This window comes from Planctomyces sp. SH-PL62 (assembly GCF_001610895.1).
Lineage (GTDB): Bacteria > Planctomycetota > Planctomycetia > Isosphaerales > Isosphaeraceae > Paludisphaera.
The window spans coordinates 778,183-799,372 of record NZ_CP011273.1 but is presented as its reverse complement, the minus strand read 5'-3'; the positions used below and the strand labels follow the sequence as shown (position 1 = coordinate 799,372).

Genomic DNA, 21,190 nt, shown 5'->3' with positions numbered 1-21,190 from the left:
TCAAGTCTTCGGCGGGGATCCATCACCAAGCCCCACCCGCCGGCCAGGTCCGTTTCGGACGGCCTCCCCACGACCGGGGCTGGTCGCAGGGCAAACTCCTCAACGCCCGATCACGGGCGACCGACCCGAAAGCTGCCGCTGGGATTTGAACCCAGGACCTCGTCCTTACCAAGGACGCGCTCTACCAACTGAGCCACGGCAGCGTGTTCGCGATGAACGTCTTAGCGTGAGGAAAAGAGCTCGCATGGACCCGGCGACCTGAGTCGTCGGATCGGTCGATTTCGCCGGAGCAGAGCGGGTGATGGGAATCGAACCCACACAGCCTGCTTGGAAGGCAGGGACTCTACCATTGAGCTACACCCGCGTAGAACCCTCATCCCGGCTGAATTTCTCTTTGTCCCTCGAGCTCCCTTCCTAGCTGACGACGATTCACATCGAGTGGGTGGAGCAGGATTCGAACCTGCGAAGGTAGAACCACCAGATTTACAGTCTGGCCCCTTTAGCCACTTGGGTATCCACCCGTCATTCCGTCCCTGCCGTCGCGATCCGAGAATCGTGCCGTCCGGGGATCCTACCACTTGAGAAGCTCCATCCAGTAGAGCTGGCGGTGAGAGTCGAACTCACAACCTACGGTTTACAAAACCGTTGCTCTGCCGGTTGAGCTACGCCAGCGGCGTTGAGGCCGGGAAAATCCCATTATATCGGGCGGCCTACCGGTTTCAAGCTCATTCTCGAACCGAGTCCGGCGAGGCACGGTCGGCGCGTTGGATCAATGTAGCGAGTCCCCTTCCCTCGAGCAAGGGGGGGGCGGGAAAATCCGTCTCCAAAGCACCCAACGCGTGTGAGATGAAGGGTTTGGAATTCGCCTTTTGGACCTCGCCTCGCCGATCCCTTCCTTCCCTTCGAGGGGTTCTGAGGGTCACCGCTGCTCTTTGACCGGGGATTGCGTTGAATCTGTGCTGTAATGAGGGACGGCCGGACGCGGAGGAGCGGGAGCTCGATCCGGGTCCGGCCGTGAGTTTTCGATTCGTTGCACCCCATCCGCGAGGCTCGGCTCAGAGCATCGGGAGGTCGAGTTTCTGTTCGCCGGCGATTCGGCGGAGCTTGTCGACGCCTCGGGATTCGATCTGGCGGACGCGTTCCTTGGTGATGCCGAGTTCGCGGCCGAGCTGTTCCAGGGTCCGCTCGGAAGTGCCGCCGAGTCCGAACCGACTGGTGATGATCAGCTTCTCGCGATCGTCCAGTCGGTCGAGCATGCCTCGGATCGCCTCTTGCATGCGCTTCAGGGCGCTTTCGTATTCGTGCTCGTCGATTCGGTTGTCGGCGGCGGCTTCGAACATCTCCTCGTGGCCGGTGACGAACCGATCACGGCGGTAATTCTCTTCGGGGATGGTCCGGGCGTAGTTCTTCATGATCGCCCACGAGGCGTAGGTGCTGAATTTGTTGCCTCGGGCGTAGTCGAACTTTTCGACGGCGCGGATGAGGCTCATATTGCCGTCGGAGACCAGCTCGAAGAAGTTGTTCGAAGGTCCGACGTGTCGCTTGGCGATCGAGACGACGAGCCGCAGGTTGGCGCGAATGATCTGGTTCTTGACGGCCAGGGCCTGTTCCTGGAGGGCGTCGATCTTATCAAGGGCGGCGGTTTTGGCCTTGGCCGGGTCGAGCTTCTCGCGGAGCTTGACGGCTTCGCTCTTCAGATAGTTCATCTGGCGGAACAAATGGGCTTCCTGTTCGCGGTCCAGGAGCGGCACTTCGTACAGGCTGGCGAGGTAAGGCGGCAGTCCCTTGGGGGCTTTGGGCCGGCGCGGGGCCTTACCGTCCGCGGGCGCGGGGAGGGGGGCCAGGATCACGGCCTTGGCCTTGGGCTCCGCGAACGTGTCGTTGCCGATGAATTCGAGTTTGGTCTCGAGGATCCGCTTTGCGCGGACCTCGTTGATGATGCGATAGATGCTGGATCGCGTGCGGCCGGACTCGACCGCCAGGTTCTCGGCGGAGACGCCCATGCGGTGTCGAAGATAGATCTTGGCCTTCATGTCGTCGTCGAGCGGCGTCGTGGAGGGGCCGAAGATCGCCCGATCCGGATGTTCGCGATCGTACGCCTTGAGGGTTAGTCTCACCGTCTCGGTCGAGCGTGCCATTTTCCTAGCGATCCTCCGCGCGACTTCGATCAGGCCGACCTCGCCCGACCGAAATTGCGACATGCGACGGGCGCGGCGGATGATTTCATCGCGTTCCGCGTCGGTCAGTTGCCGAAATTTCGAGCCACGTTCCACCTGGCCGCGATGCTCGGCCACGAACCGTTGAAGGCTGGATTCCAGAAATCCGACTTTGGCCCGCCCGTCGATCACGAAGCGACGTGCCACCAGGCCCTGTCGTCGCCAGCGCGTCACCGTCCGCGTGGAGACGTTGAATCTCTTGCTCACCTCGTCGACGGTTAGCACCGGTTCGGCCGCCTGCTCGACCGGTTGCCGGATCGTCGCCGAGAGATCCTCCACAAACTGCCGGAGGTCGCGTCGCGCCTCGTCCCCCTCCAGCATCAGGACCGACCCGTTGTCGGGCCGGAAGCCGGTGATGCGGAAGCAGAGGTAGTCGTAGGGGTAGCGTTTGGTCTGCTCGATCTCGCCCAGGAGTTGCTCGGCCCGTTCAACTTGTTCGAGCCGCCGCTCTCGGGGAGCGTATCGCGTTTGCTGGTCCTTGAGTTGCTTCATCGCGGGGTGGCAGTACATTCGTCCCATATCCCACCTCCGCGAAGGAAAACCTGGACGATTTCCACTCCAAATCGTCGTCGATTTACCGATTCGGCCGTGCATCCACCCGGCCACTATTATTGGTCGCGATCAACCCGCCCAGGGCGACGTTCGCGATAAACCGCCGTAGCGTGCCCAACCACCTCGGTGGACCGATCAGGATGTTCCGCGTTCGCGATCTTCGGACACATCACACTCTCTAATACGTTCGTCCCGCGGATAGTGATCGATATTTTCGCGAGGATCGTTCTTATCGATGAAAGATCCGGTCGTGGTCCAGGGTCGCCGCGCTCCTCCTTTCAGATATCTAGCCCGGAATCTTGCAAATCCTGTACCGAGGTCCAAATCCTTGCGGTCGAGGGGTGGCGATGCGATGGCTCTGTCTGACCAGACGAAAGAATGGGACTTCGTGTTCGCTGGTTTTCCCCTGGTTACCGCCTCCACCGGGTTGATCATCTGGGAAGACGGGGGGCCGCCGGGTCTGGGACACGGAAATGGGAAGTCATTCGTCGGATCATCGGAATTCTTGCAAGCGTGGTCGGAACGCTTGGGGGAGCGGGGCCGTGCGAAGTCGGAAATCCGGGCGACGGCCCGAAATTGACAGGCAGTGGCTGCTCCCCATAATGGTCGCGGGTTTCGCCGGGCGGACCCTTCATGGATCGGTCGAGAATTTTCCGGAACGGATCGCGGACGTCCGCCGGGGGAGGTCGAAGATGGGCCGGAGCGGGCTTCGGGCGAGCGAACTGAAGCGGCTGCCGGCGCGATTCCTGGGAATCGCGCTGGTCGCCGGGGCATGGACGGGGGTCTTCGGATCGGTCGTGGATGATGCGATCGTCCTTGAGGAAACCGCGTCCCCGGACGAGGTGACCGCCTGCCGGATCGAATTGAAGGCGAGCGGGCTGTACCGGCCGCCGCTTCCTCCCGAGGCGATGACGCCCGACGCGAAGATGCCCAAGCCGCTGGACGTCGACATCCAGACCCGGATGGTTTATCGGGAGCGGCTCCTGAAGGGACCGCAGCGGCGTTCGCTGCGGCTGGTGCGTCAGGCGGCCTCGGCGATCAACGGCGAGGTCCGGCCCGCGGCCCTGGAGCTGCGCCCGGAGTTGTCGCTTCTGATCGCCGAGCGGCGCGTCCCGGACGGCGCCGTGACGGTGGCGAGCCCTTCCGGCTCGCTGACTCGCGGCGAGTTGGAGTTGGTGGAGAGCCTGGGCGATTCGCTCTGCCTGACGGATCTCTTGCCCGAGGGGCCGACGGCTCAGGGCAAGTCCTGGCCGATCCGCAAATCGGCCCTCTGGGCCCTCACCGGATATGACGCGATCACCTCGACGACGGTCGAAGGCGTGATCGAGTCGGTGGCCGACGATCGCGTCAGGATCGGCCTCAAGGGGGAAGTCAAAGGTTCGGTCCTGGGTGCCGAGGGGACCTTGACCTGCGAGGGCTGGTTCACCTTCGACCGCAAGGCGGGGTTGATCGACGGCCTGGAGTTGAACCGGACGGAGAGTCGCCAGCCGGGGGCGGTCGAGGCGGGGCTCGATCTCAAGAGCACGTTGACGATCGCCCGGCGCGCGGGGATCGAGGTTCCTTCGGAACTGTCCGACGCCTCGCTGGCGGCGCTTTCCCCCGATCTGACGCCGGGGAGGCTGCTGCTCCAGCTGATCGCGCCGGACGGTCGCTACAACTTGCTCCACGAGCGAAACTGGCACATCTACTGGGACGACAAGAAGCTGGTGGTTCTCAAACGGTATGAGAAGGGCCGGGTGACGGCCCAGTGCAACCTCGTTTACGGCCCTCCGGCCGGTAAGGGGAAGCACCAGGACGTCGAGTCGTTCCGCGAGGACGTGAAGCGCGCGCTCAAGGGCCGCTTCAGTCAGTTCCTCGGCGCGGGGGAGGTCGAGGGCGACCCGGAAGGAGGCTTCCGCTACAAGCTGGGCGTCCAGGGCCGCCAGGACGACCTGGGGCTCCTGTGGTACTACTACCTCATCGCCAGCCCCCGGGGGGAGCAACTCCTGGCGACGTTCACCCTCATCGACTCCGACGCGCCGGCCTTCGGCCAGGAAGACGAGAGGATCATCGGATCGCTCCAGTGGAACGATCCGCCGCTTGCCGTGGGGCGTTGAACGGCGGTCCCGCCCATGAAAAAACCCGTGGGGTTCCCCCGAGCTGGACCGGAAAGCTATGGTGGAACGGGGGAAGCGATCCCGACGACACCGGGTTCTTCAACATGAAGGGACGCCATTCATGATGGGCGAGACGCGAAGACGGGGGCCGTTCCGGCGCGAGCCGGGACGAGGCGCGGGCAACTCCTGGGGATTCCTGACGACGGCTTTCTCCTGGGTCCTGGTCGTCGGCCTCCACCCAAGCTTCGCGACCGCGCAGGCCCCTGAGCCGGCTTCGACTCCCGTCCCGGCGGCCGACGAGGCCGCACCGACCGCGGAGTCCCCCGACGACGCGGCCAAGCAGGGCGAGGTCCAGCCGTTGAGCCTTCGATATCGCTTCGGCGAGCGATATACCGAGACCCCCGATCCGACGCGCCCGGAATGGATGACCCAGTATCAGGTGGGCGTCCGCGAGAAGATCAAGGTGGCCCGCGAAAAGCCCCAGGGCGCCCCCGACCGCGCCGAGACCACGCTCCAGTCGATCTACACCGAGCGCGTCATGAAGGCGGCCCCGAACCGGACGGCCACCGACGTGGTGCGGCGGTACGATCGCGCCCTGATCACCACGACCCTGCCGATGCGCCGGCAGTACCAGAACCCCAAACTGCTGGAGCAGTTGAGCCTCTGGTATCGGCTCAAGCCCGGCAAGCCCATCGAGCTCTATAACTTGACCGACGGTCGGGTGCTCCGTCAGGTCGAGTTCGATCGGATCACCAGAAACCCGTTCCTCCCCCAACTCGCGACCCTGCTGCCGACCACTCCCCGTCGGGTCGGCGATCACTGGCCCGTCCCCAGGTCTTCAGTGGCGGTCCTGCTGGGCGAAACGCCCCTGGAGGATGGCTACGACGTGGAGGCCGAGTTGACCGACGTCCGCGGCTCGGCGACCGACGCCGGCACGATGACGGCGGTCTTCGAGGTCAAGGGGCAGCTCAACGTGCTGGATGGACCGGTCGCGATGAATGCGCGAGTCCACTTCGTCTTCGCTCCCGCCAAACCGGCCCAGCCCGCCGTCCCCGAGCCTCGGGAGCAGGCGGGGGTCATCGACGCCGAAGGCTGGATCTCCGAGATTCGGATGGCGGAAGTCCTGACCACCCCCCTGCCCGACGACGAGACCGGTCGGCTCAACCAGACGCAAACGCGCGAGTTGATCGTCGCGCGTCGAGTCGGGCCGTCGGCGATGGGACCCGAGGCGACGCTCCCCCTGGTGGCCCCCGACGCCCCCCCCGACGACGAGGCCCATACCTGGGTGACGTACGACGATCCCGAGGGCCGGTTCCACCTGGCCCATCCCCAGGGGCTTCGGATCGCGCGAGCCTACCCCGAAGGAGGCGTCGACCTGGTCGACCGCCGGTTCGACGGCCAGGATGTGATCTCGATCGCCCTCGCGGCCAAGTCCGGCGACGCCTCGCAGGACCGCCTCGTCACCGACCCGCAAGAGCAGCGCAAGGCGCTCGCCGAGCAGTGGCGGGCCCAGGGCCAGGAAGTCCTGATGGGCGACTCCGGCTGGTTGAAGGAGGACGTCTGGGGCCCGCTGGCACGCAAGGTCTACCGGATCGAGGCCGCCCTGAAGCCCGCCGGCGCGGCTCCGGCGGTCCGGGGCAACCGGATCTATCTGGATCGCTACATCGTCCAGTTCACCCGCAATGAAACCCTGATCGTGACGGCCATGACGACTCGCGATCCCCACGTCCCGTTCCGGGACCAGGCGGAATCGATCATCAAAAGCTTCACGTTCGGCCCCTCCGAACCGGCGCCCGGCGCGTCGGCCTCGCCCAACGAGTCGACGCAGCCATCGCCTGCGCCTTGACGCCGGACCGAGGTCCCGCGAATCGGGCAGCCTCCCGAATGGAGGACGGGGGCCGGCCGTCCGATCGCCATTCCCCACGATTCGGGACGATGAATGCTTGCCTGAGTTGAGAAAATAAGCGTTTCACGGTCCGATCACGTGACATCGGGATACTATGAAAAGGGAGACGACGTTGCGGCGACTTACGCAAACGTTCGAATCCCCCACGTCGAGGCGTGGATCGGACATCGTCGCCCGGCAGGGCCAGGCCCCTCGGCCGATCGCGTACGATGTCCCTTCCCGCCGCGAGAGGCGTATCCAGTAGCGGAAGCCGCTCCCGTTTCGTCGAGTGAACGACCAGGACGAATGGCCGGGATCGCTCCGAAGCGTGTGATCTCGCCCCCTGTGGGTGCGAAGGGCTCGGATGATCTCACGGAATGCCGATATGCGCGTGATCCTGGAAGTGCTGAAAGGCCCAAGGTCGGGTCGGACGTTCGTGTTCGACCGGCACGACACGTTCATCGTCGGGCGCTCCCAGTTCGTCCATTGTCCGATCAACGATGCGGCCCTCTCCAGGGACCATTTCCTCATCGAGATCAACCCGCCCCGGTGCGAGCTGCGGGATCTGGAGAGCACCAACGGGACCTTCGTGAACAGCGAACGGATCGAACGGGCGAGGCTGGCCTCCGGCGATCTGATCGCCGCGGGTAAGAGCCTCTTTCGGATCGTCGTGGAGCCGGGACGGGCTTCCCAGAAGCCTCGATCCCCTTCCTCCAGCGTCGCCATCCCCACCCGCGAGCCGATCGTCTGCACCGGGTGCGGCTGCCCGGCGCCCATGAACCTCACGGTCAGCAGCGGGGGCGTGTCCGGGCTCGACGAGCCGGTCGAGTGGTGGTGCACGGCCTGTCGAACCGAGGCCGCCGCCGTCCCCCAGCCGGTCCCTCATTACGCGACGATCCGCGAGCTCGGCCGCGGCGCCATGGGGGTGGTCTACCAGGCCCGCAACATCACCAGCGGTAAAATGGTCGCGCTGAAGCTGATCACGCCCGAGGTCGCCACCACCCGCGCCGCCATCGAACGCTTCCAGCGAGAGATGTCCGTCATCAGCCAACTCCGCCATCCCAACATCGTCGAGTGGTATGAGCAGGGGATGACGCGGGGGCAGTTCTGGTTCGCGATGGAGTACGTGGCCGGCCCGAACCTGGAAGCCCTCGCCAAGATGGACCCCGGCCGGTATCCCACCGACCAGGCCTGTCGGCTGGCCTGCCAGATCCTCAAGGGGCTGGAGCACGCCCACACCGGCGGGTTCGTCCACCGCGACATCAAGCCCGAGAACATCCTGATCGGCCAGACCCCGGAGGGCTCGGTGGCCAAGATCTCCGATTTCGGCCTGGCCAAGAGCTTCCGCAGCGTCGGCCTCTCCGGCCTGACGTTCTCCGGCGAGATGCGCGGGACGATCCCGTTCATGCCCCCGGAGCAGATGACCGAGTTCAAGACCGTCCGCCCCCAGGCCGACCTCTACGCGACGGCCGCCACCCTCTACTACCTGCTGACCACCCAGTTCATCTACGACGACGTCGAGGGGGGCGGCGACCTGATCAAGATGCTGCTGGAGGATCATCCCATCCCGATCCTCGACCGCCGCCCGGACGTCCCGCGCGGCCTCGCCGCCGTCGTCGGCCGTTGCCTGGCCCGCAATCCCGACGAACGACTTCCCGACGCCGGCTCCATGCGACGGGCGCTGAAGCCCTTCTGCTGAGCCGACGGACGACCTCGGCTCGCCGTTCCCCCCTGCCGCCGTCCCGGCGTCGGCGACGTCCAGAATCGGCGTCGGCCCCAGGAAGCGACGGCGTCGACGGGGTTTCGGGCTTGAATCCGTCCCGCCTGACGAAAACAATGAACGCTGTCAAAAATCGGTCGGATCCCGCCGCGCCGTGGCCCGGTCCCGTCCCCGCGGATCTTATTCACCAGGAGGGCGATTCATGGCGTCGAGCCGATCTCAGGAAGGGCGGGCCGCGACGGGCGGCGTGCCTCGTCACGCGTTTCGCGAGCAGGACGCCGTCTGGGCCGAACTGCTGGCGCTGGGACAGACCGTCATCGGCTCGCTCGACAAGAGCGTGCAGGCGGTCTGCGACGGCCGGATCGATCTGGTCTCCGAGGTGAAGGAAGAGGAAGAGGAGACCGACCGCAAGGAGGTGCGGATCGAGCAGGAATGCCTGCGCGTCCTCGCCCTGTTCGAGCCCGTGGCGTCCGACCTGCGACGGATGGCGACCATCCTGAAGGTCAACCGCGACTGGGAGCGGATCGCCGACCTGGCCCTCCGCGTCGCCCGCCGCGTCCGGAAGCTCGGCCGCAAGTTCCCCGAGCTCGCCCCCCCCGACTCGCTCAAGGACCTCGCCCGCGACGTCCTGGTCCACGTCAAGGCGTCCTACGTCGCCCTCGTGGAGATCGACTCGACCAAGGCCCGCGAGGTCATCATCGGCGACCAGGTGATCGACGAGAGCTATCGCGCCGTCCGACGCCAGCTCAAGGACCAACTCGCCGCCCGCGCCGATCAGCTCGACGGCTGGCTCCTCCTGCTCAACTCCGCCCGCAACCTCGAACGCATCGCCGATCACGCCACGGGCATCGCCCAGACGGTCGTCTTCCTCCAGGAAGGGACCATCATCCGCCACTCAGACCCGGCCTGACACGGCCTCTCGCGGTCATTCGATGTGTTCCACTCGCCAGCCGCCGCGTGCCGCCAGGTACGCGGCGACGGCCCCGCGATGGCACTCGGCGACGCGCTTCTCGGCGCACAACAGGCAAAACGTCCCCGGCAACGCCACCAGCCGACGGGTCAGCAGGTCGCCCGCGCGCTCGACCAACTCGCCGTACGGGGCCGTCCAGTCGTCCATGTCCAGGAAGACGTTCCCCAGCTCCGGGAACGACCGATAGCCGATCCCGGCGTCGGCCAGCAGCTTCTCGATCCCCTTGTCCGCCGTCTTCGCCTTCGTGTACGCCCCCAGGCTCGCCCGGTCGGGACGAAGCCGGACGTCGGCCACCGTCTCCACGCCGTGCGCCCGCAACAGGCCCACGAACTCGTCCGGCGGCCTTCCGCCGTAACCGATGGTGAAAAAGGTCCGGATCGCATCGGTCATGGGCGGGGAGTGCTCGATGGTCGAGAACGATCAGTCATTCCAGTAGTCACCCTCTATGGCATCAACACGTCCGGCCTCCAGGTGGACCCAGCGCCGCCAGTAGCTGCTGGTCTCGCTGCAACCCAGCGTGTAGAACCACACCTCGGTCCCGCTGCTCCAACGGCCCTTCCGCAACGGAGGGCCCATCAATTCTTCCACGTCGTCCGCCGACATCCCGATCACGATCTGTCGGAATCGCGCCTCGTCGTAGCCGACTGCATAGACCGTCTGCGAGGCGTATAGCGCCCAGTACATGACGAGCACGTAGGTCGCCACGCCCGCGACGGATGCGGCCAGCTCGCGCCTCGTCTGTGGGATGATGGCGATCGGCTCGCCATTCGGCCGGGGATATCGTCCGTACGAGGCGTATCCGGCTCGTATGAGGGAGCCGAGGCCGAGGCTGATCGTCGCGGGGACGACCATGAAAAGGGCCCCACGGGCCTCGTACGAATACTCTCCGACGTAGGGCGGGCCGTAGCCGTACGCGATCGCCCCCAACTGGACCAAATACGGGCTGATCCCGAGCGGTAGCCAGCATCGCCAGGCGCGCCCGGCGTGGCGAAAGCCCAGGGCGACGCCGGTCGCAAAGGCCGCATAGAGCCAGGTCGCCCATGCCCCCTCGGAGGCGATGTGGATATCGGCCAGGCCCAACAACAGCCCCGCCAGCGAGGCCTCGAGGAACGGGAACCGCGGGGGCCCCAAGTTCGCGAGGTTGTCACGCAGCATCGCCGGCCCTCCATCGCGGCGGGGCGACGATCCAGACCCCCAGTACGGCGAGCCCGAAGCCGAGGTAGACGACCGTGAACACCCACGGCTCGGCCTGGAAGAACATGATGCGGTGGACCCAGTAGGCGATGAAATCGCCCTCGGTCGTGGTCTGGCCGGCATGGACGCGGAGGCGGTGCTCCCAGACCGTCAGCGGGCAGGGAACGCCCGCGAGCGACTCGCCGACGACGATCACGATCATCCCCAGGTGGATCAGCCGGAACCACTTGTTGCGCACCCATTCCCAGCGGAACGCGATCCCCAGCAGGATCGCGAGCAGCCCGAGCACCAGGAACGCCACCCAGGCGAAATGCACCAGGGCGATCAGGTTCGCGAGGAAGATCGGGCTGATCAAGGGCTCGTCGGACAGTTTCGCGAGGACGACCGGGCCCATCCGAGACTCCTTGAAGATGAGGCCGTCCAACGGAGCCCTGGTGGGCCGTCAGCCTTCGAGCGGTCGGCTCGACGCGCCTTCGGCGGCGCGGCAGATGTGAACGTCGGCTTCCAGGTTCTGGCGTTGGAAGTAACCGCGGCGGACGGCCTCGGTGAACTCCTCAGCCTTGTCGGCCTCGACGAGATTGACCGTGCAGCCGGCCCAGCCCGCGCCCGAGAGCTTGCCGCCGAGGAATCCCGGGGCCTCCTCCGCGGCCTCGACCAGCGCGTCGAGCGCCGGGGAGCTGTTCTCGAAGTCGTCGCGGCTGGAGGCGTGGGAGGCGGAGATCAACTTGCCGAAGCCCACGAGATCGCCGGCGCGGAGCGCGGCGACGCCCTCGCGCACCCGCTGATTCTCCGTCAAGACGTGCCGGGCCCGCTTGCGGCAGGTCGCATCGAGCGCGTCCCAGCTTTCTTCCAGCTCGGCGAGGGAGACGTCGCGAAGCAGGGCGACGGAATCGCCTTTCCTCGCCTTGAAGAAGTCGACGACGGCGTTGCACTCGGCGAAGCGGCGGTTGTACATGCCGTCGGCCAGTCGTCGCGAGGTCTTGGAATCGCAGACCACGATCGCCGGACCGGGCGAGCCCAGCGGCACTCGGGCGAACTCAAGCGACTGGCAATCCAGGAACAGGGCGTGGTCCTGACGGCCGAAGAGGCTGGAGAACTGGTCGAGCAGGCCCGAGGAGACGCCGACGAAAGCGTTCTCCGAGCGTCGGAGGACCATCGCGAGGTCCATCCGCGCGACGTCGGACGTTTCGCCGACGTACTGGTCGATCGTCTTGCCCGGCGCGACGCCGGCCTGGAGCAGGAAGAAGGCGACCGACGCCTGGAGACTCGCCGAGGAGGAAAGCCCGGCGCCGAGGGGGACTTCCCCGGCCACGGCGATTTCGAAGCCGTTCGTCAGCTCGGCACCCAGGGCCTCCTGCATCGCCCAGACCACCCCCTTGACGTAGTTCGGCCAGGTGCCGACCTCGCCCCGGGTGACGTCGGCGAGGGGGAAGCGCGCGGAGCCCTCGAAGTTGGCGGCGTAGACCCGGCCTTCGCGCCCGGGACGGGCCCGACCGACGACGGCGGTGTAGCGGTCGACGGCGGCGGCCATGACGAGTCCGCCGTTGTAGTCGGTGTGGTTGCCCAGCAGTTCGACGCGGCCGGGGGCGCGGGCGGCGATTTCCGCCTCCGCGCCGTACTCGGCCTTGAAAGCCCTCGCGGCGGCGGCTTCCAGTTCAAGGGGGGGCATCGTGGGAGGATCCTGGATTGGCGAGAGGTGCGAGACGGCGCGACGGCGATCGGGAGGCCGCGCCAGGGCGGCCGTCCTCGATCGCCGTCGAGGGGTTCGGGTCGATCGATCGACCGACCGGGTCAGACGGCGGCGGCGACGGCCGCCGGGGCGGCGGACGCGGCGGCGCTGCGGAGGGCGTCGGCCTTGTCGGTCCGCTCCCAGGTGAAGTCGGCGTCGGTCCGACCGAAGTGGCCGCCGCTGGCGGTCTTCCGGTAGATCGGCTTGCGCAGGTCGAGGTGCTTGATGATGCCCGCCGGGGTCAGCGGGAACGTCTTGCGCACCAGCTCGGCGATCTTCGAATCGGCGATCGTGCCGGTCCCGAAGGTGTCGACGTGGATGCTGACCGGCTCGGAGACGCCGATGGCGTAGGCGAGCTGGATCTCGCAGCGCTCGGCCAGGCCGGCGGCGACGATGTTCTTGGCGACGTAGCGGGCCATGTAGGCGGCCGAGCGGTCGACCTTTGTGGGGTCCTTGCCGCTGAAGGCGCCGCCGCCGTGGCGACCCATGCCGCCGTAGGTGTCGACGATGATCTTCCGCCCGGTGACGCCCGAGTCGCCGTGCGGGCCGCCGATCACGAAGTTGCCCGTCGGATTGATGTGGTAGGTGATCTTGCCCGAGATCAGCTCGGTCGGGATGCACGGGTCGATGACCTCGGCCTGCACCCGCTTGCAGATCTCCTCGTGGGTCACGCCCGGATCGTGCTGGGTGGAGACCACCACGGTGTCGACCCGGATCGGCGTGTAGCCTTCGTACTCCACCGAGACCTGGCTCTTGGCGTCGGGGCGGAGCCAGGGGATCGTGCCGTTCTGCCGGAGCTCGGTGATCTTGTTGATGACCCGGTGCGCCAGCGCGATCGGCAGCGGCATCAGCTCGGGCGTCTCGTTGCAGGCGAAGCCGAACATCATGCCCTGGTCGCCGGCTCCGACGTCCTTGCCCTTGTCGGCGTCCTCGTTCACGCCCATGGCGATGTCCGGCGACTGCTTGCCGAGGGCCACCATCACGGCGCAGGTGGTGCCGTCGAAGCCCTGATCGCTCGAGGTGTAGCCGATGTCCCGGACCACCTGACGGACGATCGTCGGGTAGTCGACCATCGCCTTGGTGGTGATCTCGCCCGCCAGCACCACGAGGCCGGTCGTCAGGAGCGACTCGCAGGCGACCCGGGCGTGGGGGTCTTGCTCCAGGATGGCGTCCAGGATCCCGTCGGAGATCTGGTCGGCCATCTTGTCGGGATGGCCCATCGACACGGACTCGCTGGTGAACAGGTAGCGGTCTTTCTGTGACACGTTCGATCGTCTCCTACCGATGCGGCCTCGGACGCCGTCTCGGCCGGCTCGAAGTCGGCGGCGCCCCGGATGCAAGACCTGTTGGAATCCGTCGCGAACACCTCCCAAACCGGTCGAGCCGGCCCACCTCGCGGCAGGGGGACGTGGCGGGCCCCGGCGGGGACTCAGACGCGCGAGCCGACAGCCATGGCTGAGGATCGAGTCTAGCAATCCCCCTCGATTTTGGGAAGAAGACCAGAGTCCGGGCGAAGTCCCCCCATAATATCGGTGGAGGGACACCGCGACGGGTGGCCCCCGGGCGTCCACGAAAACGCCCCGCCCGCAGCACCGAAACGGTCCGCGGGCGGGGCGATGATCGAGAGCGGGCGGCGTCCGCGAAAGGGCTCGGGGACGCCGTCGATCACTCAGTAGGCGTCCGAGCTGATGACCTCGCCCTGGTTCCGCGAGCCGAGGCCCCAGAGGACGAGCTGGTTGGTCGTGGACTTCAGGAACCGGACCGAGCCGTCCCCGAACAGCACGTTGGCGCCGCCGGAGTGGAAGCTGCTCAGGCCGACGTTGCCGCCGGCGGTGCCGTCGGTGTCGCCGCCCCACACCCAGATCGTGCAGTTGGGATAGTTGGAGTTGGGCGGGGTCAGGACGTTGCCCACGGCGCTGGCGAACAACCCCTGGCACCACTTCTGCCCGATGAGGCTGACGTTCTTGTCCGTGCCCACGCTGGCCGTCGCCTGGGAGACGCAGGTGCTCGAAAGCCACTGGTTCAGCGATGCGCCGCCGGCGGGCATGTTCATGAGCGGCGAGCCGTCCGCCATGTTCGGCGGATAGCCGGAGGTGGCGATGATGTCCTGCGGGACGGACAACTTGTTCGCATCGTTGTCGCCGGTGCGCCACTCGCCCATGAAGATGGTGTTGGACGTGCCGTCGGTGATGTCCGCCGTGGAGAAGACGCCGCCGAGCACCTCGAACGGGCCGTTGGGACCGGGGCCGTAGTAGCCGCCTCGCCCGTACTGGTTCAGGCTCGACCCGACCGAGACGAAGTAGTTGTTGCCGGGGAACGGGCGGCCGTAAAAGTCGGCCCCGCCCGGGAATTTCGGCGAGGATGGGCACAGGAAGGCGCCGATCACGCTCGTCACCGACGTGGTGTTGAAATGATTCCCCATGGTGCTGTCGCCGACGCTCGCGACGTTGAAGTTGATCGAGCTGTACAGCGGCTGCTGCTCCATGTAAGGCAACATCATCGCGTGGGCGCTCCAGCAACCCCAGGCGTGGCCGGGCTCGCCGGTCAAGAGGCCGGGCCTGTTGCCGCCCGGGGGGAAACTACCGATCGCGGAATGATAGTTATGGAGGGCCAACCCCATCTGCTTGAGGTTGTTCGTGCACTGGGCGCGGCGAGCGGCCTCGCGAGCCGACTGCACGGCGGGAAGGAGCAACGCGATGAGGACGGCGATGATCGCGATCACCACCAGCAATTCAATCAGCGTGAAGCCGCGGCTGTTCCGCGGCCGATCGATCGTCGGAGTCATCTTAAACAAATTCTCCTGGGCTTCCTGGTTCGGTGCGAGAGAGGGCGGGAGGGACGAACCGCCCGCGGTGGGGTCGAACGCGATGGGCCGAAGCATCCCGTGCGGGATCTCGTGGGCCGGCCTGGTCGATCCGCATGCGGGTCAAGAGGCTCTGGAGATCACTTGTAGACCGGAGTCGTCGGGCTCCCGGCGACACCGCCGGGCTTCTTCGGGACCGCGCCGCTGGAAGGCTGCTCCTTGGAGTCCTCCACCTTGGCCAGGGGGATGTAATCGCCGCCGCTGCAGCCGACGGACGTGATCGCGGCCGTCACGACGGCGAGGGCCAGGCTGCGCTTCATGCTCATCATTCGACCGACAGCTCCCATCTGCGCCGGGGACTCTGCCCACCCGGCGAACTCGAATCAACGCGTAACTGCGCACGTCTGGACGATGAGGCGCGAACCAGGCCCGGATCGAACCCAGGTCGCGATCGTAGCCAAACCGCGCGGACACTCCGATAAACGAAGTTCATCGGGGTCAGATACCGTGGACCACGGACGCCCACATGTCAAGGGGCTGAACCGCGTAATTAGGAAGGATCCTGGGGAAGGCGGGGAGGGGGCGGGGTGCGGCTGAACGGGGACTCGGGAGATCAGGAGGCCTCGCCTTCGTTCTCTTCCAGCTTCTCATTCCAGGCCTGGCGGTCGCGGCGATACCACGACCAGAGGAGTTGGATCGTGGCGTGCTCCAGCAGGGCCTGCGAGGTAGGGAAATCGTGCTCGCCGGGGTCGCGGGCCTCGATCAGCGATCGGGTCGAATCGCTAAGGTAGGCCCCCTTCGCCTTGTCGCAAAGGTCGGCCAGGAAGAGAGGGAAGTTCTCAGCGGCGGACCCGCGAAGGCGATCGCCCAGGTAGGCGAAGTTCATCTGGTTCTCGACGAACCGGAACGTGACGCGGGGTTCGTTGCGAACCACCAGGACCTCGGCGACCGGCTCGCGGACGGTCCTCGCGGAGCGGAGGTTCAGCGGCCGGGGCTTGCGCAGGGCGAGCGCCCGCACGCCCGACACCACGGCCGACGGCCATCGCGGCTGGGGCGAGCCGCCGGCCTCGTCGCCGCCGATCCTCCCCGCGCAGACCAGCTCGACGCGCTCCCAGGGGACCCAGTGCGTCGGCTCGCCGCGCAGGCCCTCGATCCGCAGCCCTTCGTCCAGGCAGGCGGCGCGGTGGATGGTCCTCGGGGCGCCGAGTTCGGGGAACTGGTCCAGCCGTCGCGCCTCGGCCGCGATCCCGAACTCGTACAGGCCGTCCAGCAGGGCCTTCGTCGTCGCCTCGTCGAGCGGCCAGGGCCAGAGGCCGGGCGTCCGGGCGAGCCACTGGACCGCGTCGGTCGGGTGTGCGCCGGTCGTCTTGCAGATCAGCTCGCGCAGCTCTTTGGGATCTTCGATCGCGTCGAAGATCACCAGGCGGTACAGCGACGGGGCGTTGGGCATGGCCGGTGGATCTCCGCGACGACGGGCTGACTTGAGGCGTCTCCAATCCTAACGCGCGTGAAGCCCGCCCGCCAACCGCGCGGCGAGGCCTGCGAAAGGCTCTGGGAGGACGCCCTCGGACTTGCGATAATCGCGCCTTTCCCCGCCCTCCCCCGCGGCTCGACGACGGAAGGACTCAGCCTTGCGCCAGATCGGCGAACTCCCCAAAAACTTCGACCCCGACGTGCTGGAAGACCACCTGCTGGGTCTCGGCATGAAGTCCCGGTTCGACCGGCGACCCGACGGCTGGGCGGTCTGGATCATCGACGAGGACCACGTCGCCAGGGCCCGCGAGGAGTTGGAAGCCTACCTCGCCGCGCCGGGCGATGCGAGGTTCCGGGAGACCGCCCGGGCGGCCCGCGAGACCCGCAAGAAAGAGGCGAAGCTCGACCGCGAGTTCCGCAAGAACGACCGCGACGCCGGCGAGCTATGGACCGCCCCGACCTTCCGCCGCCGCCCGATCACGACGATCACCGTCGCGATCGCGATCATCGTCTTCCTGCTCCAGAACACGGCGTACCGGGTCAGGACGGTCACCGCGCTCAGCTTCTTCGACTGGTTCAAGGGCCCGCCCGACCTCCGTCCCCACCAGGGCCTCACCGACATCCTCGCCGGACAGGTCTGGCGGCTGGTGACGCCGATGTTCCTCCACTTCTCGCCGTTGCACATCCTGTTCAACTGCTGGTGGACGATGACCCTGGGGACGGCCATCGAGCTCCGTCGCGGGCGCTGGAAGCTCCTGGCCCTGATCGTCGGCTCGGCCGTCCTGTCGAACCTCGCCGAGTACCTCTACATGGAGCGACTCCACGCCAACCCGGACGGGACCCGTTTCTACACCTTCGGCGGCCTCTCGGGCGTCAACTACGCCCTCTTCGGCTACGTCTGGATGATGGGCGAGAACCACCCGGAGGAAGGGCTCCGCATCGACTCCACCAACACCGTCATCCTCCTCGGCTGGCTCGTCCTCTGCATGACCGGCGCCGTCGGCCCCGTCGCCAACATGGCCCACCTCTCCGGCCTGGCCGTCGGCATGGCGCTGGGGCTGCTGAAGTTCTGAACGCCCCCCGGGGCGAGAGCCCGACGGCCCGCCTCAGGCGAAGAGCCCGGGGATCGGTTCCCAGCCGATCATGGTCTGGGAGAACTCGCGGGGGAGGCTGGGGACGAGGCGGAGCTGGGCGACGTCGAACAGGGTGTGCATGATGGTGGCGATCAGGTGGCGGGCGGTGACGGCCTGCGACTGCGGCGCGGAGCCGTCTCGATTGGAGAGGCCGATCACCTGGCCGGAGGGGAGGCCCCCGCCGGTCAGGAGCAGGGGGCCGAGGTTCCCCCAGTGGTCGCGCCCTCCCTGGCCGTTGATCCGGGGCGATCGGCCCATCTCGCCGCAGGCGACGAGCAGGATCTTCTCGTCGAGCCCTCGGGCGTGCAGGTCGTCGACGAACGCGGAGAGGGCGTGGTCGAGCGGGGGGCCCATGTAGCGCATCCCCTCTTCCATCGTGGCGTTGTTCTCGTCGGCGTGCATGTCCCAGACGAAGTTGGTCGTCACCGTGACGAACCCGCAGCCGCGCTCGCAGAGGCGGCGGGCGAGCAGCAGCAGCTTGCCCAGCGATCTGGCGTTGTCGGCGTAGTTCCTGTGGTTCTTCCACTTCTTGTCGATGGCGTCGGGCTTGACCAGGGGCGCGGTGTCGTATCGGGCCACGAGCCGGGGGTCTTCCCGGCCCAGGTCGAACGCCTCGGCCAGCCCGCCGTTGAGGAGCCGGCAGGCCTGGTCCCACATCCCCTCGACCCCTTCGAGCGTCCGGTCGCTGTCGAGCCGGCGCGCCAGCCCGTCCAGCGAGGCGAGCAGGGCGCGGCGGTCGTCGAGCCGCTCGCGGGGGAAGGCCAGGCTCAGGGAGCCGGCGGCGTCTCCCCCCTGGCTAGGGTCGAACGGGGCGTGGGCCGCGGAGAGCGGGCCGGTCGCGTTGAACCGGCCGAAGCTCGTCGTGACGGGCCGCGCCGAGGGGTCGACGGCGCGGGGGAAGAGGACGACGTTGGTCGGCATCCCGGTCCCAGGGTCGTTGGCGCCGGCGACCCGCGAGTACACCGAGCCGAGATTCGAACCGAAGCTGTCGCGGCCGACCAGCGGCTTCAGGTCGTGGTTGGCGTCGCCCGGCACGTACGACCGGACGATGTTGAGCCGATCGGCCCTCGCGGCCAGGCCGGGGAACGACCGCCCGAAGGTGACCCCCGGCAGGCTCGTGGCGAGTTCGCCCGTGGCGCTCCGGATCCGGTCCGGCATGTTCATCTTGGGGTCGAACGTCTCGAACTGGCTCGGCCCGCCGTGCAGGAAGAGGAAGATGACCGACTTCCCCGTCAGCACGCCCGGGATCGTCTCAGCCCGGGCCCGCAGCGAGGCCAGGTCCGACAGGCTCAGCCCCCCGGCGCCGATCGCGGCCGTGCCGCCGATGCGCAGGAAGGATCGGCGATTGAGTCGGGCATCCCGATCGTACAGGTCCAGCATGGCTCGGCCTCGCGTCCACGGACGACGAGGGCCGTCGGCGAACCGGTCGCCGCCGGGCCCCATGCGTCGTCGGTCACCGCGATTAGAGCCGATGCCGCGGCCCGACGCCACCGCCAATCAGGCGTCCGACCCGGACGACGGCGGGCGACCGGACGGCTCTCGGCGCCGGAACGGGATTTTTTGCGACGCCGAAGTCGGTGGGCCTCGGCGGGAGGTTTGGAAGGGGTCTCGCGATGGGCTCGCCTGGCCGATGCGATTCCGGCGTTCGACGGGGGCGACCGATCGCGAGCGGGGTGTATCGATCGATCAGTCGTCGGCGCCGACGGAGGCGAAGGCGTGGACGGCGGCGGCCGACTCGAAGCGCGGCAGGGCGGCGGCTTCGTCGGTCTCGGCGGCGGCGAGCAGGGAGAGCTCGGTTTCGAACCGGAAGGCCCGGCGGTGGTCGTCGCATTCGATGAGGAAGATCGTCGGCTGGCGTTTCTCGACGATCCGGTGGATCACGATCCCTTGCGAGGCGCGTCCGGTGGTGGTCTGAAAGGCCACGAGATCGCCCAGAGCGAAAGGCCGCTTCATGGTTTCACCCTCCTTGGTAAAACGACTTCGGCGAGAATCCAACGCGGGCATCCTAACGAATCGCATGGATCCGTCCACGCGAATCCCGAAAATTCCTCAAGTCCCGGCCGTGGACGGGCGACGATGGGCGAAGTCGGTATGATGGGGGCTGTTTCGGACTCGACCCCTCGGGGCCAACCCCTTCCTCAATCGGAGCCTGTTCATGTCGAATCGTCGCGATTTCCTGGGGACGTTGGCGGCGGGCGCGGCGCTCGCGGGCGCGTCGGCGAGGGTTTCGGCCGCGACCTCCGGGGGGGGGGCCGGCCGGGTCATCGGGGCCAACGACCGGATCCGGTTCGGCCTCATCGGGGCCGGGTCGCGGGGCAAGGAGATCCTCAAGGCGGCCCTGACCTGCCCCAACGTCGAGGTCGTCGCCGTCGCCGACGCCTACACCGGCCGGTTCGACGAGGCCAGGAAGATCGCGCCCGACGTCGCGACGATGCAGGACCACCGCAAGCTGCTCGACGATGCGTCGATCGACGCCGTCCTCATCGCCACGCCCCAGCACCTCCACGCCCGCCATTTCGTCGACGCCGTCGGGGCCGGCAAGGACGTCTATCAAGAGAAGACCATGGCCTTCAACGCCGAGCACGCGCGCCAGATGCGCAACGCGCTCGACGGCTCGGGCCGGGTCGTCCAGGTCGGGCTCCAGTGGAATTCCAGCGGCGGCGTGCAGAAGGTCCGCGAACAGGTGAAGGCGGGCGAACTGGGGGCGATCTCGCTGCTGGAGACCCACCACTTCCGCCAGACCCCGTACGGCGGCTGGACCCGAGAAGTCCCCAAGGACTTCGACGCCTCGCAGGTCGACTGGAACGCCTTCCAGGGGGACGCCAAGCGAGTCCCGTTCGACGCCGACCGGCTGTTCAACTGGCGGTTCTACTGGGACTACTCCGGCGGCAACGTCTACGAGAACATGGTCCACATCGCGGCCTTCTGGTTCGCCGCGCTCGACCTCTCGATCCCCGAGACCGTCAGCTCCACCGGCGGCAACTTCCAGTCCCCCAGGATGAACCCGCCCGACGCCTTCCAGGTGACGATGAAGCACCCGGAGAACCTCCTCTTCACCTTCACCTCGATGTTCGGCAACGGCTTCTACGGCGAGGGCCGCAACCTGCTGTTCGGCACCAAGGGGACCCTGGTCCACTCGCTGGCCGACCTGATGCACGTCGTCCCGAACGGCAAGAAGGTGGAGCGGGACGCCCCCGAGGGGAGCTTCAAGAACCCCACCGGGCTGCACCTCCAGAACTTCTTCGACTGCGTCCGCAGCCGGAGCGAGCCGAACTCCCCCTTCGAGCTGGGCTTCCGCACCGCCGTCGCCTGCCGCATGGCCATCGAAGCCTACCGCCGCGGCACGACCGTCCGCTGGGACCCCGCGACCGAAGAGATCGTCTGAGCCCGCCGCACGCCGGATCGGCCGCCTCCTCCCG

At 67.3% G+C, this 21,190-nt stretch carries 17 protein-coding genes and 4 tRNA genes; 6 read left to right on the top strand and 15 right to left on the bottom strand.

The window, feature by feature from the left end; genetic code table 11:
• Nucleotides 1-130: 130 nt before the first annotated feature.
• From VT85_RS03115 to VT85_RS03095, 5 genes are all read right to left on the bottom strand, one after another.
• Nucleotides 131-203 (bottom strand) — tRNA-Thr (locus VT85_RS03115).
• A 90-nt stretch (nt 204-293) separates the two neighbouring features.
• Nucleotides 294-364, bottom strand: a tRNA-Gly gene (locus VT85_RS03110).
• Nucleotides 365-439: 75 nt separating this feature from the next.
• A tRNA-Tyr gene (locus VT85_RS03105) sits at nt 440-521 on the bottom strand.
• A 78-nt stretch (nt 522-599) separates the two neighbouring features.
• Nucleotides 600-672: transfer RNA gene (locus tag VT85_RS03100), tRNA-Thr, on the bottom strand.
• A gap of 383 nt (nt 673-1,055) precedes the next feature.
• Nucleotides 1,056-2,735: a sigma-70 family RNA polymerase sigma factor gene (locus VT85_RS03095; protein WP_068410373.1), complete on the bottom strand. Its 1,680-nt coding sequence runs from the start codon at nt 2,733-2,735 to the stop codon at nt 1,056-1,058.
• A gap of 725 nt (nt 2,736-3,460) precedes the next feature.
• Here VT85_RS03095 and VT85_RS03090 point away from each other — a divergent pair.
• The 4 genes from VT85_RS03090 to phoU all read left to right on the top strand — a co-directional run bounded on the left by VT85_RS03090 (nt 3,461) and on the right by phoU (nt 9,379).
• Nucleotides 3,461-4,864: a hypothetical protein gene (locus VT85_RS03090; protein ID WP_082858912.1), complete on the top strand. Its 1,404-nt coding sequence runs from the start codon at nt 3,461-3,463 to the stop codon at nt 4,862-4,864.
• A gap of 121 nt (nt 4,865-4,985) precedes the next feature.
• Nucleotides 4,986-6,710: a hypothetical protein gene (locus tag VT85_RS03085; RefSeq protein WP_068410367.1), complete on the top strand. Its 1,725-nt coding sequence runs from the start codon at nt 4,986-4,988 to the stop codon at nt 6,708-6,710.
• 424 nt (nt 6,711-7,134) lie between these two features.
• A complete protein-coding gene (locus tag VT85_RS03080; RefSeq protein ID WP_068410364.1) occupies nt 7,135-8,448 on the top strand; it encodes an FHA domain-containing serine/threonine-protein kinase in 1,314 nt (437 codons plus the stop codon).
• Nucleotides 8,449-8,671: 223 nt separating this feature from the next.
• Complete coding sequence (gene phoU / locus VT85_RS03075) at nt 8,672-9,379, top strand: phosphate signaling complex protein PhoU (protein WP_068410361.1); 708 nt, start codon at nt 8,672-8,674, stop codon at nt 9,377-9,379.
• 15 nt (nt 9,380-9,394) lie between these two features.
• Here the strand turns inward: phoU and VT85_RS03070 are convergent, their stop codons facing one another.
• The 8 genes from VT85_RS03070 to VT85_RS03035 all read right to left on the bottom strand — a co-directional run bounded on the left by VT85_RS03070 (nt 9,395) and on the right by VT85_RS03035 (nt 16,615).
• Nucleotides 9,395-9,829 (bottom strand): DUF488 family protein, encoded by a 435-nt coding sequence (locus tag VT85_RS03070; RefSeq protein ID WP_068410358.1) that lies wholly within the window; start codon nt 9,827-9,829, stop codon nt 9,395-9,397.
• A gap of 30 nt (nt 9,830-9,859) precedes the next feature.
• Complete coding sequence (locus VT85_RS03065) at nt 9,860-10,594, bottom strand: hypothetical protein (protein ID WP_068410356.1); 735 nt, start codon at nt 10,592-10,594, stop codon at nt 9,860-9,862.
• On the bottom strand, nt 10,584-11,027 hold the full coding sequence (locus tag VT85_RS03060) for a DUF2784 domain-containing protein (RefSeq protein WP_068421303.1): 444 nt from the start codon (nt 11,025-11,027) through the stop codon (nt 10,584-10,586). Before VT85_RS03060 ends, VT85_RS03065 begins: the two co-directional genes overlap by 11 nt.
• Before the next feature lie 48 nt (nt 11,028-11,075).
• The gene (gene galK, locus VT85_RS03055; RefSeq protein ID WP_068410353.1) at nt 11,076-12,302 is read right to left on the bottom strand and encodes a galactokinase; all 1,227 of its coding nucleotides are present in this window, start codon (nt 12,300-12,302) and stop codon (nt 11,076-11,078) included.
• Between the two features lie 122 nt (nt 12,303-12,424).
• On the bottom strand, nt 12,425-13,582 hold the full coding sequence (gene metK, locus VT85_RS03050) for a methionine adenosyltransferase (RefSeq protein ID WP_197491252.1): 1,158 nt from the start codon (nt 13,580-13,582) through the stop codon (nt 12,425-12,427).
• 449 nt (nt 13,583-14,031) lie between these two features.
• A complete protein-coding gene (locus VT85_RS03045) occupies nt 14,032-15,147 on the bottom strand; it encodes a DUF1559 domain-containing protein (RefSeq protein ID WP_082858911.1) in 1,116 nt (371 codons plus the stop codon).
• Between the two features lie 158 nt (nt 15,148-15,305).
• Nucleotides 15,306-15,494, bottom strand: a complete 189-nt coding sequence (locus VT85_RS03040; RefSeq protein ID WP_156512649.1) for a hypothetical protein — start codon at nt 15,492-15,494, stop codon at nt 15,306-15,308.
• Nucleotides 15,495-15,778: 284 nt separating this feature from the next.
• Complete coding sequence (locus VT85_RS03035) at nt 15,779-16,615, bottom strand: hypothetical protein (RefSeq protein ID WP_068410340.1); 837 nt, start codon at nt 16,613-16,615, stop codon at nt 15,779-15,781.
• 181 nt (nt 16,616-16,796) lie between these two features.
• Between VT85_RS03035 and VT85_RS03030 the strand changes: the two genes are divergently transcribed.
• Nucleotides 16,797-17,711, top strand: a complete 915-nt coding sequence (locus VT85_RS03030; RefSeq protein ID WP_068410337.1) for a rhomboid family intramembrane serine protease — start codon at nt 16,797-16,799, stop codon at nt 17,709-17,711.
• Between the two features lie 33 nt (nt 17,712-17,744).
• On the opposite strand, the gene VT85_RS03025 is transcribed toward VT85_RS03030, so the two are convergent.
• Both VT85_RS03025 and VT85_RS03020 read right to left on the bottom strand, forming a co-directional pair.
• Nucleotides 17,745-19,151 carry a DUF1501 domain-containing protein gene (locus tag VT85_RS03025; RefSeq protein WP_068421300.1) on the bottom strand — a complete coding sequence of 469 codons (1,407 nt, stop codon included), beginning with the start codon at nt 19,149-19,151 and terminating at the stop codon, nt 17,745-17,747.
• 306 nt (nt 19,152-19,457) lie between these two features.
• A complete protein-coding gene (locus tag VT85_RS03020) occupies nt 19,458-19,724 on the bottom strand; it encodes a hypothetical protein (protein WP_068410334.1) in 267 nt (88 codons plus the stop codon).
• A gap of 202 nt (nt 19,725-19,926) precedes the next feature.
• Between VT85_RS03020 and VT85_RS03015 the strand changes: the two genes are divergently transcribed.
• Nucleotides 19,927-21,156: a Gfo/Idh/MocA family protein gene (locus VT85_RS03015; RefSeq protein ID WP_068410331.1), complete on the top strand. Its 1,230-nt coding sequence runs from the start codon at nt 19,927-19,929 to the stop codon at nt 21,154-21,156.
• Nucleotides 21,157-21,190: the final 34 nt, after the last annotated feature.

Bases quoted from the DNA above. Each gene is read 5' to 3' on its own strand.
- VT85_RS03095 (WP_068410373.1), bottom strand. From the start codon at position 2,735: ATGGGACGAATGTACTGCCACCCCGCGATGAAGCAACTCAAGGACCAG.
- VT85_RS03090 (WP_082858912.1), top strand. From the start codon at position 3,461: ATGGGCCGGAGCGGGCTTCGGGCGAGCGAACTGAAGCGGCTGCCGGCG.
- VT85_RS03085 (WP_068410367.1), top strand. From the start codon at position 4,986: ATGATGGGCGAGACGCGAAGACGGGGGCCGTTCCGGCGCGAGCCGGGA.
- VT85_RS03080 (WP_068410364.1), top strand. From the start codon at position 7,135: ATGCGCGTGATCCTGGAAGTGCTGAAAGGCCCAAGGTCGGGTCGGACG.
- phoU (WP_068410361.1), top strand. From the start codon at position 8,672: ATGGCGTCGAGCCGATCTCAGGAAGGGCGGGCCGCGACGGGCGGCGTG.
- VT85_RS03070 (WP_068410358.1), bottom strand. From the start codon at position 9,829: ATGACCGATGCGATCCGGACCTTTTTCACCATCGGTTACGGCGGAAGG.
- VT85_RS03065 (WP_068410356.1), bottom strand. From the start codon at position 10,594: ATGCTGCGTGACAACCTCGCGAACTTGGGGCCCCCGCGGTTCCCGTTC.
- VT85_RS03060 (WP_068421303.1), bottom strand. From the start codon at position 11,027: ATGGGCCCGGTCGTCCTCGCGAAACTGTCCGACGAGCCCTTGATCAGC.
- galK (WP_068410353.1), bottom strand. From the start codon at position 12,302: ATGCCCCCCCTTGAACTGGAAGCCGCCGCCGCGAGGGCTTTCAAGGCC.
- metK (WP_197491252.1), bottom strand. From the start codon at position 13,582: ATGGGCCATCCCGACAAGATGGCCGACCAGATCTCCGACGGGATCCTG.
- VT85_RS03045 (WP_082858911.1), bottom strand. From the start codon at position 15,147: ATGACTCCGACGATCGATCGGCCGCGGAACAGCCGCGGCTTCACGCTG.
- VT85_RS03040 (WP_156512649.1), bottom strand. From the start codon at position 15,494: ATGATGAGCATGAAGCGCAGCCTGGCCCTCGCCGTCGTGACGGCCGCG.
- VT85_RS03035 (WP_068410340.1), bottom strand. From the start codon at position 16,615: ATGCCCAACGCCCCGTCGCTGTACCGCCTGGTGATCTTCGACGCGATC.
- VT85_RS03025 (WP_068421300.1), bottom strand. From the start codon at position 19,151: ATGCTGGACCTGTACGATCGGGATGCCCGACTCAATCGCCGATCCTTC.
- VT85_RS03020 (WP_068410334.1), bottom strand. From the start codon at position 19,724: ATGAAGCGGCCTTTCGCTCTGGGCGATCTCGTGGCCTTTCAGACCACC.
- VT85_RS03015 (WP_068410331.1), top strand. From the start codon at position 19,927: ATGTCGAATCGTCGCGATTTCCTGGGGACGTTGGCGGCGGGCGCGGCG.